The sequence below is a fragment of the Shewanella salipaludis genome (assembly GCF_012911865.1).
Taxonomy (GTDB): Bacteria; Pseudomonadota; Gammaproteobacteria; order Enterobacterales; family Shewanellaceae; genus Shewanella; species Shewanella salipaludis.
This window is the reverse complement of the sequence record NZ_JAAXYH010000002.1, coordinates 209147-222996: the sequence shown is the minus strand read 5'-3', so window position 1 is coordinate 222996 and position 13850 is coordinate 209147. Positions and strand designations below refer to the sequence as shown.

The 13850-nt window shown below is 51.8% G+C and carries 12 protein-coding genes; 5 read left to right on the top strand and 7 right to left on the bottom strand.

The window, feature by feature from the left end; genetic code table 11:
- Positions 1-62 precede the first annotated feature (62 nt).
- Both HC757_RS03925 and HC757_RS03920 read left to right on the top strand, forming a co-directional pair.
- Positions 63-413 carry a VOC family protein gene (locus HC757_RS03925; RefSeq protein WP_169563000.1) on the top strand — a complete coding sequence of 117 codons (351 nt, stop codon included), beginning with the start codon at positions 63-65 and terminating at the stop codon, positions 411-413.
- Between the two features lie 10 nt (positions 414-423).
- The gene (locus tag HC757_RS03920; RefSeq protein WP_169562999.1) at positions 424-765 is read left to right on the top strand and encodes a 5-carboxymethyl-2-hydroxymuconate Delta-isomerase; all 342 of its coding nucleotides are present in this window, start codon (positions 424-426) and stop codon (positions 763-765) included.
- Between the two features lie 88 nt (positions 766-853).
- Here the strand turns inward: HC757_RS03920 and asnB are convergent, their stop codons facing one another.
- The 3 genes from asnB to HC757_RS03905 form a co-directional block, all read right to left on the bottom strand.
- Positions 854-2518: an asparagine synthase B gene (gene asnB / locus HC757_RS03915; protein ID WP_169562998.1), complete on the bottom strand. Its 1665-nt coding sequence runs from the start codon at positions 2516-2518 to the stop codon at positions 854-856.
- A 366-nt stretch (positions 2519-2884) separates the two neighbouring features.
- Positions 2885-4585, bottom strand: coding sequence for a M28 family metallopeptidase (locus HC757_RS03910; protein ID WP_169562997.1), 1701 nt, complete (start codon positions 4583-4585; stop codon positions 2885-2887).
- A gap of 221 nt (positions 4586-4806) precedes the next feature.
- A complete protein-coding gene (locus HC757_RS03905; protein WP_169562996.1) occupies positions 4807-5271 on the bottom strand; it encodes a hypothetical protein in 465 nt (154 codons plus the stop codon).
- 138 nt (positions 5272-5409) lie between these two features.
- On the opposite strand from HC757_RS03905, the gene HC757_RS03900 reads away from it, so the two are divergent.
- Positions 5410-5598, top strand: coding sequence for a hypothetical protein (locus tag HC757_RS03900; RefSeq protein WP_169562995.1), 189 nt, complete (start codon positions 5410-5412; stop codon positions 5596-5598).
- Between the two features lie 809 nt (positions 5599-6407).
- Here the strand turns inward: HC757_RS03900 and HC757_RS03895 are convergent.
- From HC757_RS03895 to purM, 4 genes are all read right to left on the bottom strand, one after another.
- Entirely contained in the window at positions 6408-7139 is a 732-nt protein-coding gene (locus HC757_RS03895) for a hypothetical protein (protein ID WP_169562994.1), read from the bottom strand.
- A 937-nt stretch (positions 7140-8076) separates the two neighbouring features.
- A complete protein-coding gene (locus HC757_RS03885) occupies positions 8077-8823 on the bottom strand; it encodes an HAD-IIA family hydrolase (protein WP_169562993.1) in 747 nt (248 codons plus the stop codon).
- 184 nt (positions 8824-9007) lie between these two features.
- Positions 9008-9652: a phosphoribosylglycinamide formyltransferase gene (purN, locus tag HC757_RS03880; protein ID WP_169562992.1), complete on the bottom strand. Its 645-nt coding sequence runs from the start codon at positions 9650-9652 to the stop codon at positions 9008-9010.
- Entirely contained in the window at positions 9652-10689 is a 1038-nt protein-coding gene (purM, locus tag HC757_RS03875) for a phosphoribosylformylglycinamidine cyclo-ligase (protein WP_169562991.1), read from the bottom strand. Before purM ends, purN begins: the two co-directional genes overlap by 1 nt.
- Before the next feature lie 252 nt (positions 10690-10941).
- On the opposite strand from purM, the gene upp reads away from it, so the two are divergent.
- Together upp and HC757_RS03865 are read left to right on the top strand one after the other, a co-directional pair.
- The gene (upp, locus tag HC757_RS03870) at positions 10942-11568 is read left to right on the top strand and encodes a uracil phosphoribosyltransferase (protein ID WP_169562990.1); all 627 of its coding nucleotides are present in this window, start codon (positions 10942-10944) and stop codon (positions 11566-11568) included.
- Positions 11569-12173: 605 nt separating this feature from the next.
- On the top strand, positions 12174-13634 hold the full coding sequence (locus tag HC757_RS03865; RefSeq protein ID WP_169562989.1) for a hypothetical protein: 1461 nt from the start codon (positions 12174-12176) through the stop codon (positions 13632-13634).
- Positions 13635-13850 lie beyond the last annotated feature (216 nt).

The window sequence follows — 13850 nt, the reverse complement described above, 5'->3', positions numbered from 1 at the left end:
AGCCCAGGCTCCCGTTTTTACCTCATACTTTCCAGCAAAGAGTTCAACATAAGGAGCGGCGGATGAATCGTCATAACAGTATCAATTACCTCGAAATTCCGGTGAAAGATTTGCCTGGGACCAAGGACTTCTTCGGCCGGGTGTTTGGCTGGCAGTTCCAGGACTATGGTCCCGAATACAGCTGTTTCCTCGATGCGGGGATCACCGGCGGCTTTTATCAATCGCCCCAGAGTTTTAACCTGGCCCAGGGTTGTCCGCTGATCGTGCTCTACAGTGCGAAACTGGAGCAGACCCAGCAGGACGTGCTCGATGCCGGCGGCACTCTGGTGAAAGCCATCTTCAGTTTTCCCGGTGGTCGCAGATTTCATTTCAGCGACATCAACGGCAACGAATATGCCGTCTGGTCGGAATAAGGTGTAGTCAATGCCACATTGTGTCATAGAGTATTCGGCGCCGCTGGCCGAGGTGCTGGCGATCGATGAGCTGGTGCGGTGCGTGCATCAGGGCGCGATCGCGTCGGCACTGTTCGAGCCGGCATCCATCAAGACCCGCGCCTTGTGTTGTGAACATTTTGCCGTCGGTGAGGCCGCCGGCAGTTTCATCCACATAGGTTTTGCCATCATGCCGGGCCGCAGTCAGGCGCAGAAACAACAGCTGACCCAGGCTGTATATGATCTGATAGCCCATCTTGTCGCCGAGGTGGATAGCCTGACCATGAATATCACCGAACTGGACCATGCCACTTATTTCAAACAAGTGAGCTGACAGCCACGGTCACATTAAATACCCATACGCCAGCTCATATGAGCTGGCGTATGGGTATCAGGGAGCTTTCAATGTTGGTGGCCGTTACTCAGTAACTGCTGCTGTGTACCGAGCGCACGGCACGGCCGGACGGATCTATGATGCCCTGCAGGCTGGCATCCCAGGCCAGCGCCTCCGGGGTAGAGCAGGCGACCGACTTGCCGCCGGGCACGGTTTCGGCGGCGCTCGGCAGCGGGAACTGTTCCTCGAAGAAGCAGCGGTAGAAATAGGCTTCCTTGGTTTCGGGGGTGTTGTAGGGGAACCTGAACTTGGCGTTGGCCAGCTGTAAATCCTCCACCTGGGTCGCCGCATGCTCCTTCAGACCGTCTATCCAGGAGTAGCCCACGCCGTCACTGAATTGCTCCTTCTGGCGCCAGGCCACTTCCTTGGGCAGCTTGTGCTCGAAGGCTTGCCTCAATATATGCTTCTCTATGCGACCGTCCTTGGACATCTTGGCCTCGGGGTTGATGCGCATGGCGACATCCATGAACTCCTTGTCGAGGAAAGGCACACGCGCCTCCAGGCCCCAGGCCGCCATCGCCTTGTTGGCGCGCAGGCAGTCGAACAGGTGCAGCTTGTCGAGCTTGCGCACCAATTCCTCGTGGAAGGCCTGGGCGTTGGGCGCCTTGTGGAAATACAGGTAGCCACCGAATAGCTCGTCGGCCCCTTCGCCCGACAGCACCATCTTGATGCCCATGGCCTTGATCTTGCGCGCCATCAGGTACATGGGGGTGGCGGCACGTATGGTGGTGACATCATAGGTTTCCAGGTGGTAGATGACCTCCTTGATGGCGTCCAGACCTTCCTGGAAGGTGAAGTTGATCTCATGATGGATAGTGCCTATGGCATCGGCGACTTTCTTGGCCGCGATCAGATCCGGCGCGCCAGTGAGACCGACGGCGAAGGAGTGCAGCTGCGGCCACCAGGCATCACTCTGGCTGTTGTCTTCGACGCGGTGCTTGGCATAGGTCTGGGTGATGGCGGAGATCACCGAAGAGTCCAGTCCACCCGACAGCAAGACGCCATAGGGCACATCCGACATCAGCTGGCGCTTGACCGCGGCTTCCAGGGCGCAGCGCAACTCTTCCTGACTGGCGCCGTTGTTTTTGACCGCCTCATAGTCACGCCAATCGCGGCTGTAATAAGTCACGGGCGCTGCGTCGGCTGAGTGCTGGTATTGCCCCGGCTGGAATTCGGCTACCGATTTGCATACAGGCATCAGCGCCTTCATTTCCGAGGCGACATACAGGTTGCCGGCGCTGTCGCGGCCGGTATAGAGGGGGATGATGCCCATGTGATCCCGACCTATCAGGTAGCTGTCCTTGGCCTTGTCATAGAGCACGAAGGCGAAGATGCCGTTGAGCATGTCGAGAAAATCCACCCCGTATTCTTGGTACAGTGCCAGAATGACTTCGCAGTCCGAGTTGGTCTGATAGCTGTACTTATCGCCGAGCTGCGCCTTGAGCTCCTTATGGTTATAGATCTCGCCGTTGACCGCTAAGATCAGGCTCTCATCCTGGCTCAGCAGGGGCTGGGCACCGTGTTCTATGTCGACTATCGCCAGGCGTTCATGGGCCAAAATGGCTTTGTCATCGGCATAGATCCCCGACCAATCCGGCCCTCTGTGGCGCAGTAGCTTGGACATTTCCAGGGCGGTCTGGCGCAGCGCCTTGGCATCGGATTGAATATCCAGAATAGAAAAAATTGAACACATAAGGGACTCCCACGAAGCGCTGATGAAGATGATGGGTCTTACTCTGCCAGCATTCCTCCTGCGCGGCAAATCTTAATTTTATCAAAACACCATAAAATATGCCGTTTTAGCGTGTTTTTGTCGTGTAATTTGAGATTTAAAATTAATAATTCTAAATATTCAGGCTTATTTTGTGAATATTGTTTATTTTGTCATGCCACTATCCCCCCGAGATTTAGCGATTCCGGAACCCGGCAACGGAAACCGTATCTTGCAAACAGCAGCGACTAACTGACTAAGAAATGGGCAAAAAAAAAAGCCCGCAGCGGCGGGCTCATGCTTAGCTATTGCAGTAAATGTGCAATAAATGCAGCAATAAATGTGCAGCTAGCGTGCGGCTTGCTTGCTGGCCGGGCGCAGACTGTAGAATTCGGTATCGGGGTAGTACCCTGGCCATTGGTCTGAGTCGGCGAGCTTGGCGACGGCCTGGTAGTAGACTTGCATGTCCTGCAAGGCACCGCTCAGATCCCAGTCCTCACGATATTCATCACAGGCATTATGGTAACAGCCCTTCATCTTCGCCTCCATCTGCGCCTTATAGCTGGCGGTCGCAGGGTCCAGAGGCTCGCTGCCGCCACCGGCAAAGACGGCCGGCACACCGAACTTGGCGAAGCTGAAATGATCCGAGCGGAAGAAGCCGCCGGAGGCCGGATTCTTCTCTCCCATGGCGATGCGGTTCTGTCCCTTGGCGGCCTCGACCAGATAGTCTTCCAACTCAGACTTACCCTTGCCCACTATGGTGAAATCCCGGGTGCGACCATAGACGTTGGTGCTGTCCAGGTTCAGTACCGCCACCGTCTTGGCCAGAGGATAGATGGGGTTGGCGGCGTAGTAACGGGAGCCCAGCAGGCCCTGCTCCTCACCTGTGGTGGCGATGAAGGTGAGCGAGCGTTGCAGGCCTTGGCCTTGTTTGGCCCGTTGGGCAAACTGGCGGGCGATTTCCAGTATGCCGGCCGTGCCCGAGGCATTGTCCAGGGCACCGTTGTAGATCTTGTCGCCTTCCTTGGTCTCATCCTTGCCCAGGTGATCCCAGTGGGCGGTGAAGAGTATCTGTTCATCTGGCTTGGTGCTGCCGGGCAGGGTTGCCACCAGATTGTAACTGGTGGCATATTGCGCCTGGTTGGTGAATGCCATGCTGGCGGTCTGTTGGAGCCCTTGGTGTATTGGGCCGTCGGCGGCGCGTGCCATCAGGCTCGGCAGCGACAGGCCTGCCTTGTCGAAGATGCGATTGGCGGCATCCAGCGTCAGCCAGCCTTCGACCTGCACCCGGCTGTCGCGCTCGGCCTTGCTGAGCACCAGATCCTGCTGGGGACCGGTCCAGCTGTTCTCCACCACGGACCAAGGGTAAGAGGCCGGAGCCGTGTCGTGAATGATCAAGGCGCCGAGTGCCCCCTGGCGACTGGCTTCCTCGAATTTATAGCTCCAGCGGCCATAATAGGTCATGGCCTTGCCGTTGAACTTGCCCGAGTCCGGGCGAGCGAAGCCGGGGTCGTTCACCAGGATCACGGCTATCTTGCCCTTCATGTCGAGCCCCTGATAGTCATTCCACTGGTACTCGGGGGCATTGACGCCATAGCCGACAAACACCAGCGGCGCATGTGCTATATCTATGCCGCCGTTATCGTGGCGGCTGCTGAGCACTATGTCCTTGCGGTACTGCAACGGCAGATCCGCGATGCGGATTGTCTGCTGCTCGCTGGCGGTGTAACTCACCATGGGCACGGGTTGCAGAAAGCTGCCCCGGTAGGCACCTTGAAGTCCCATGTCGGCGAAGGCCTTCGACAGGTAGTCCAGGGTAAGCTGCTCTCCCCGGGTCGTAGGCGCGCGGCCTTCGAATTCATCCGAAGATAAGGCCTGGATGTCGCTGCGAAAACGCGCTTCGTCAAATTCGACCAAGGTGTTGCCGGCTAGATCCTGACTGGCTCTAACTGGACTGGCTTTATTTGGGTTGGCGGGACTGACTGCGGATTCATTCGGGCTGCAGGCGCAGAGAAGGGCGGCGGCCCAGAGAGGATAAAGACATCGCATAGGTTAATCCTATTGTAATCGTTGAGGTTCGGGTTAAAACATGGCGGCTATGATGAAACACGACGCCCGTGTTTGCCAGAGTTCCTGTGTGTAAAAGTGTTAGCTTATGTTGCCTTATGCCGAATCCTTGGGACTAACGCTTTGCACACCGGCCGGAACAAGCGTAGCTTGTGGAGGTCCGAGCCGCAAAGCGGCTGAAGTGCTGCAACTTGCTAGGGGAGTTACTTATGTAGATTACCAATATCTTCACGTAATGCTTTCCTAAACTCTGACCTAGCCTTCCAGAGATTATCGGCTTGGATTTCGGTATAGAATTCTCCATTGCCCGGATTTTTAGCCAAAGCCTCTCGAAGCTTAAAGTAAGCATCTATTGCATTATTTGATAAATATAATCCTGCACTCCCTTCACTCCATATATTAAGTTCTTTTAATATTTCCTCCTGTACATGTTTTGGTGTTATTAGTTCTGGCTTTCTCAATTTCCTTATCCTACTCGCAATCCGAAAGCCTTCAGGGTAAATATTTATCCTCTCTTCATATAGCCTTTCAGTGTATTTATTCTCAAGATCTATTTTTATTTTTCTTAAGGCATTTCTATATTGGATCTGTGTCGCTAATATACCAAAAAGAGCAACTATTAGTGAGACCGATCCCGCAATCAAAGACACCATGACTGTTTCAGACATCATTCCCCCTAGACATAATGATTCCCTGTGCAAGTGTCGGCCTGCGCGTTTTATCCTGATTCTCCTGAGACAGGCAAAACCAGAGCCACACTGTTTGATGTCTTTCAGTCCAGTAGGCAAACACCACAGGAGGTCGACATGTTAAAATCTAACACACTTTTCATCGGTTTGGACATACACAAGGAAATGACTGATGTTGCTCTGGTTTCTGACACTATTGGCGATACTGTAACCTATTACGGCACCATTACCATCAACATTCGTGCCTTCGACAAGCTACTTACATTTTACGTTGATGAGCTGAAATCTTCATCACTAATCGGGTGAGCATGATTCCCGTTGTATTGCATTGCTTCCACAAATACCTCTTTCCACTTTTGACCGCAGGAACACTGATAATACGCGTCGACATACCAATTGCCATCTCCCCGGATCAAAGTGAACTTAAACCCTAAGCGCTTTAGATCATGAATACTTCTGGGATATCCTTTACGCCGACCAGATGCTCTCAGACCTTCAAATTTGCAACCGCAGTTTGTTGACGATGACACTACCAAATCAAAATTGTAATCCCAAAGCTCATACCACTCCCACTCACCAGACAGATAACTATCTACTTCGACCAAGCTTGCGCCAGAAGCCTGCCTAAACTCGTCAATATCTCTGACCTTTCCCGTGGAGTTAATTCTTTCAATATGCGCCTCGACAACTAATCGGAGATGCTAACGCCTTGCTCTAGCGAATCCCCAGGTAATTCCTTTTAGATTCAAATTAGTAGACACGCATGGTGTTGTTTGATCTAATCAATTCCGCACTATTTACTTAAAATGCAATGCCCTCACTCTTGAACACGAAGAAAGCATCAAAACGCCTTAATTCTCTGGTGGTTGCCACAGAAGCCTTGCTTAACAACGGCATTTTCAGGCCAACATGATACGTAGCAGGGCAGTATTATCAATCGTCCGGCTTGGGAAAGAAGTCCGGCGGCGAGCTAACATTTAAGTTAAAAAGAGTCAGATTAAAGAGTCGACTTTTCGTCGGACAATGCTGGAATAGATCAAGCGAGTTCATGCCGGAGGCATGCCAGGATTATGAGGGGATCCTCCAGCCCTTTAGGGTGATGATTGATAAACTTGTTAAATTTCACTTTCAAGAGACGAAATAAACTCATCTTTAGAAATACTTCCGTAGTAGAAATCCCCCATTAGTAGATTCACTTTTAAGAGGTACGCGAAATTGTTTAAGCTCTCTACCGTAGCTTTCTTATTTGGCTCTATACAAAAGCTACTCCTTTTCTTATTCCCTTCATTAAATAAGTCGAGTTCAACTTTAGGGGACTGCAAGCAAATTGATGAGCCAGCAGCAGTCTTAAAATTGCTGTCGATATAACTCAAGCTAACTACACTAACACTTCTCAATTTATATAAAAAGCTATCTCCAATAGAAATAAACGCTGTTACCAAATCATAATATACTTCCACATCTTCTAAGTTTGGTATTTCGTAATGGTGTTCGAGCCTGTTTCGTAATTTATTTAATCTATCTAGTGAAGTTGCTTTAAATATTTCAGAACGTCTCAGAAATCCAAGTTTCTTCTCAATGCCGAGTCGCTTTTTTCTATAAAAATCATCCAACCCTAAGACGAACATGAGTGTATCTAGTTCGCAGTCCATAGCCCTTTTCAGATTGCTAGTAGCATTAACCAAACTATGCTGAGTATTTTCACTATTAAGATCTAACTCAGAAAAGGACAAAAAATCTTTAGGCTTTAAATCAAATGGAGGTAAAGAGAATTGTAATCCTCCACCATCACAGCCCTCTATAGAGTCAATTTTTTCAGAGAAGAACTTCAGAATTTCAGATCTCAAAGAATACCTCTAGAAATTTAACCTTTGTATAACGCGCATGCGTTTTTATCACCGCGTGGCAGGCCGGAGGCCTTTCGGCTTCAACTAACGGAATGAAGCAGTTCATTCCGTTGCCTTGGCGGCACGTTTTCGCCTTCAGACCAGTGCAAAGCGTGTGGGCGTGTTATCACTTTAATCTGTGCCTGTTATCTACAATCACTTTTAGATTAAGTTACTGGTATTTCTTATTTTGTTCAATGGTTTGGTTGGCAAAGCGTGCTTGATTTTTTGGCAATCCCAATAATGCTGTATATAAACCAGAGTGTAAGCAGTCTATGCTCGGCATAGATTACCAGCTATACCAGCATTTCATTCAGTATTTCGTCCAGTAGGGGCCGTGGATTTGAGCAAAATGCCATGGCTACCGCACGGGGCGAAGTGATGTGCTTCGTCCCTGAATTTTGATTTATCTCTTTGAATCAGCATCTTGGCAGAGATAGGTATCCCTGTGCAAGGGGAAATATCTTGCAATTGATAGTGTGAATCGAAGAGAAGCTCACGCTGACACTGCGGCGCCAGTACCCTTGTCACTCTTTGGTATCCTGCACTGCACCCACGGCAAGTGATTGGCTAATACCAATCTAACCGTGACACATCAGCGAATGAGTCACTGCGGGCAAGGCTGTGAGCTGCAATTTCAAAGTGAGACTTCGGGGTAGGCATTGTTGCGCCAATGACCTTCGACGAAAGGGACTTGGTCGTAACGCATTCAGGGACGAACCGGCTGCGTGTCATTGGTGTAACAGTGCCGCAGGCTATGAGGCCCGCCCCCCTGGCAATGAAGCCCGCCGCCTTATGGAGCATGCCCCAGTTGTAGGAGCGGGTCTCGCCTATGATGCTGATTGAACTGAGGCTTGGTATCTGTGGTGGAATTCTGGTTCACAGTCAGACATTAGCTCTACACCACATCGATATCACCGGCGCAGGCGAAGATATGATTCGGCCTGAAGGGCTCCTTGTCTATGTCTTCGAGCTTGCTGACGCCGCTGGTGACCAGTATGGTTTCCAGGCCCGCCTGGAAGCCGGCGAGAATGTCGGTGCGCATGTTGTCGCCTATGATGACAGTGTCTTCAGAGTGACCGTCGATATGGTTGAGCGCCGAACGTATTATCCAGGAGCTGGGTTTGCCTATGTAGAAGGGCATGCGGCCGGTGATGCGCTCGATAGGCGCACATAGGGCGCCACAGGCCGGGCTATAGGCCGGACCATGGGTATCAGGGTTGGTGGCGATGAAGCGGGCACCGTTGGCGACGAAACCCGCCGCCTTGTGGATCATGTCCCAATTGTAGGAGCGGGTTTCCCCTATGATGACGAAGTCAGGGTTGATATCTGTGATGGTGAAGCCCGCCTTATAGAGCTCGTGGGTGAGGGCGCCTTCACCTATGACGAAGGCCTTGCTGCCTTGTTGGTGTTTTAAGAAATCGGCGGTGGCCATGGCCGAGGTGTAGAAACAGGCCTCGGGCACTTCTATCCCGGCGGCGTCGAGGCGGTTCTGCAAGTCCTTGCCGGTTTGCACCGGGTAATTGGTGAGCAGCACCAGGGGATTGCCTTGTGCGAGTATCCGGTGAATAAAGGTGTCGCTGCCGGGGATCAGCTTGTTATTGTGCAGTAACACGCCATCGATATCACAGATAATATTCTTCATCTCGTTATCCCTGCCAAATCCATTGAGAACCTTAATGTATCTAAAGCCAAATCCGGGCTAAAAACAATCCTCAGCTGAATTATTCTTGGGCGTTGGGTGTTAACTGGCGCAATGGGGAGGAAAGGGAAAACGAGCAATAAAAAAGAGGCCTGATGGCCTCTTTGTCGACGTTGCAGGCAGAGCCTCAGTCAGGTGCGTAGCCGCTTGGGCCTATCGGTTGGTCGTCCAGGTAGGCGACACCGTCTTGCATCCGCAGCCGGCCTTGGCTGAACCATTTAACCACCAAGGGATAGATGGCGTGTTCCTGTTCATGTACCCGCTCGGCGAGGAGTTCGACACTGTCACCCTCATAGACGGGCACCTTGGCCTGCAGGATCACAGGGCCGGCATCCAGCTCTGGGGTGACGAAGTGCACACTGGCGCCGTGTTCGCTGTCGCCGGCATTGATGGCTCTCTGGTGGGTATCCAGGCCCATGTACTTGGGTAACAAGGATGGATGTATGTTGATCATCCGCCCCAGGTAGCGAGTGACCAAGTCTGCGCTCAGGATGCGCATGAAACCCGCCAGCACTATCAGATCCGGGCGATAATCGTCTATGACGGCGCTCAGACGGGCGTCATATTCGGCACGGCTCTCGCCCTTGGCGGCTATCACGCAACTGGTATCGACCTCGCTGTGATGGGCGCGCACCAGGCCATAGGCATCCGGCTTATTGCTGATGACACCAACGACGTCGGCCAGCAGGTTATCGTCACAGGCATCGAGAATCGCCTGCAGATTACTGCCATTGCCGGAGATCAATACCACAACGCGACAGCTGTTCGGCATTAGATGATCTCCACTTGCTCTTCGTCACCATTGCGGGCGGCAATGTTGCCTATGAGCCAGGCTTGCTCGCCTTCGGCGGCCAGCAACGCCAATGCGGCTTCGACCTTATCGGCTGGCAGGGCGACGACCATGCCGGCACCACAGTTAAAGGTGCGGTACATTTCGTACTCGGCTATGTTGCCGTTCTGCATCAACCAGTCGAATACCGCAGGCCACTGCCATGAATCGCCTTGGATGACGGCCTTGCAATGTTCCGGTAATACCCTTGGGATATTCTCCCAGAAACCGCCGCCTGTGATATGCACCATGGCATGAACGTCAGAGGCTTCAATCAGTTTCAATAAGGATTTCACGTAAATCTTGGTCGGTTCCAACAGGTGTTCGATCAATGGCTTGCCATTGAGATCTTGCTGCGGATCCGCCTGGCTCACTTCCAATACCTTGCGGATCAAAGAATAACCGTTGGAATGAGGACCACTGGAGGCCAGGGCGATCAGGGCATCGCCGGCGGCGACTTTGGTGCCGTCTATGATATCGGCCTTCTCGACCACGCCGACGCAGAAACCGGCCAAGTCGTAATCTTCGCCTTCATACATGCCTGGCATCTCGGCTGTCTCACCGCCGACCAAGGCACAACCGGATTGGAAGCAACCCTCGCCTATGCCGTTGACCACGGAAGTCGCGGTGGCGACATCCAGCTTGCCGGTGGCGTAGTAGTCGAGGAAGAATAAGGGTTCGGCGCCCTGAACTATCAGGTCGTTGACACACATGGCGACCAGGTCGATACCGACTGTGTCATGTTTCTTATAGTCAATCGCCAGTCGTAGTTTAGTACCAACGCCGTCGGTACCTGATACCAGCACTGGGTGCTTGTATTTAGTAGGTAACTCACAGAGTGCACCAAAACCACCCAGGTTGCCCATGACTTCCGGGCGACGGGTACGTTTTACTGCGGCTTTGATGTTACTTACCAGCGCATTGCCTGCATCTATATCAACGCCGGCATCTTTATAGCTCAGTGGGGTAGGAGTGCTCACGGAGGATCCTCTCGGGTACATCGTTATTGGATTTTATGCGGCGGTATTCTACCAGTTTGTACTGGGGCTCGGAAGCCATGATTTGGATTTATCCTGCTCGGGCCGGCATTTTTGGTGTTACATTTAAGCAATTGATGCGACTGAGTTCACGATTGGCCTGATAAGTAAAACTTTCTGTTTTATGACGTGAACAAATCGACTAAGATCGTCAAAATTTGCCTAAAATATATCGAACGAAAGCAGGAGAGAGAAATGAAAGTTGTCGAGGTTAAGCATCCCTTAGTGCGCCATAAGATAGGTCTCATGCGTGAGGGCGACATCAGCACCAAACGTTTCCGCGAATTGGCCGCCGAAGTAGGCAGCCTGTTGACCTATGAAGCGACTGCCGACTTCGAAACCGAAACTGTCACCATAGAAGGCTGGAATGGCCCCGTGGCAGTGGATCAGATTAAAGGCAAGAAAGTCACAGTAGTGCCCATACTGCGTGCCGGCCTCGGCATGATGGATGGTGTGCTGGAACACATTCCCAGCGCCCGCATCTCTGTGGTCGGCGTCTATCGCGACGAAGAGACCCTGGAGCCTGTGCCCTATTTCGAGAAGCTGGCCAGCGATCTCAATGAGCGTATCGCCCTGGTGGTCGACCCTATGCTGGCGACCGGCGGCTCCATGATAGCCACTGTCGATCTGCTGAAGAAGCGTGGTTGCACGTCGATCAAAGCCCTGGTGTTGGTGGCGGCGCCGGAAGGCATTGCCGCGTTGGAAAAGGCTCATCCGGATATCGAACTCTATACTGCCGCCATCGACAGATGCCTCAACGACAAGGGCTACATCTTGCCCGGCTTGGGTGATGCCGGCGACAAGATCTTCGGTACCAAGTAATTTGTACCGATCCATTCGGCACCGGACTGAGATGAGAAAGGGAGCTTAGGCTCCCTTTCTTAATATCAGGGTAAATGTTTCCTACAACCCAGGTTGATTCTCATTCGTCGCCATACAGAGCCTTCATGGTCTTAAACCTTCTCCGGTGTTTGACTCCTTTATTCCAACTTATTAAGTCATCTGGATGCCACAGGCATAAATAGGCAGAGCAGGGGCCCAGACAAGCCCATTATTTATTCCCCTTAGGCATTACTCGTATAATCCATGATTCTGAATGCTATTTAATTCATATTTTTAACATTGTGTTAAAGATAAAAAGTCATTATAGTCAGCGCTCTACGCTAATGATGCGTAAACACACATCCAAATGACGGCCAAGCACGGCTTTTTGTTGTGAAGTTGTTGGTTTTTCGGCGCGGCATAATCCGTAGCCGGAAAAGCGTGCTGCAGCCGTAACAGCATCGCATGGCAATCTACAGCTAACTTAAGCGGGCCGTCATAAAGATAATTCGTCATTGTCAGCCTATGGTCGTTGAAGACCGATGATTATTGGCAACAGATATCATAAAACCCAGATAGCCATTTAGAATGGAGAAAGAGAAGTAATGATCAAGGATAGAAAGAAGCTGTATTTGGCTTGCATTATTGCAAGCAGCTTGTTGAGCGGTTGTGGCGGTTCGGGCACGACAGAGTCCCCTGGACCTGTTACGCCACCACCTGTAGCCACTAACATAGGGGGTAAGGTGATCGATGGCTATGTCTCGGGTGCGACCGTTTGGCTGGATATCAATGGCAACGGTGTATTCGATGAGTCTGAGCCCAAAACGATTTCGGAAGCCGGCGGGGAGTACAACCTGGAACTGCCGGAGGAGCTGAAAGAATGCATCTCCTACAGCAACCTTTATGTCGATGTGCCGGTCGGCGCACTGGATGAGGATACTGGCCCGGTTACTGAAGCCTATCAGATGATGTTGCCTGCGCGCCTGTCGCCACTGACAGATGAGGCCATTTTCAATATCTCGCCGCTGACGACTGTGCTGGCGGATGTCGTTAAGGCAGACTTGGCCAAGGAGAACAGCAACGCCGCATCTTGCAACGCGCTGAAGGAAAATACTGAGCTAAGAAATAGCATTCAGGCCAAGTTGGATGAGGCCATCAGAAACGTAGTCGCCCATTATAATATTGCGGCCGATACCATCTTCGCGGACTTTATTCATGCCGAAGATGATGCCACCAAGCAATTGGCACTGAACATAGTCAAGGGCTTGAAGGCAAGCTATGTCTTCATGGCGACAGCCAAGGCCAAGTATCCGGACGCCAGCTATATCCGGGTGGAGTATTTCCAGGGCAGCGAAACAGACAACCAGGGTGCCTACCCGGATGCCTGGTACCGTCAGACGGCAGTTTGGTTACCCGATGGCTTCGCGAGCGAACTGGTGAAGATGTCAGACGACCTAAGCCAGGAAGTCAGGCCCATCTATCTGCGTAAGGAAAGTGAAAAAACCTGGGGTACCGGCAAGCTGAGCATTACCCACGATATCGCCAGCCAAGGCGGTGATGACAGCCCTTACACTTGCTCGAGCAGTGAGGCTGTGTCGGTAATCAAGGATGGTGTCAGTTATAAGCTCGACAATGGTTCGTCCGGCGGTCAGGCGGATACCGTGGAAGATTGTGTGAATGACGGTCTTGTTCGCGATCCAAGAAGATATTTCTACGTCGGCTATAAGGCGCAGAGCATTGACTACGATGCGCGCTTTGATGTCGGTGAGGCGCAGAGCGATTACTATGCCTTACCGGACTGGACTCAACTTGAAGATAAGGCGCAACCACTCGATTTCAGTGAGTTGATCGCGCATTTTGAAACCTTGGAGTATAAGTTCGATACCGCTGTGGATAACTCCAGGTATGAAGCCTGGTCCAAGCGTTCGACCGATGATAGCCATGGAAACCGGATCCAAATAGATAAATATTCTACCGGTCAGTGGGAGCGCCTGAGTTATCATGATGACGGCACCTATCTCAAAGAGTGCAGTCAGGATGGCGTGGCTTGGGGGACTTGTTCTTAGACCCTAAACCTGAAGCAGTGAGACTCGCCCAAATAACTGGCGCCATATCCCAATTGGGATATGGCGCTTGCATTTTTAGAGCCCTTGTATTTTCTTATCCTACCTATTTCCTCCTATCTATTTCCTCTTGAGCCGGTAGCGACCCAATAGCCGATACCTGCTTAGCGTCCTTAGCGTCTCCACCTAAGCTTCATCGGCTGTGGTTTGTCGGCTCCT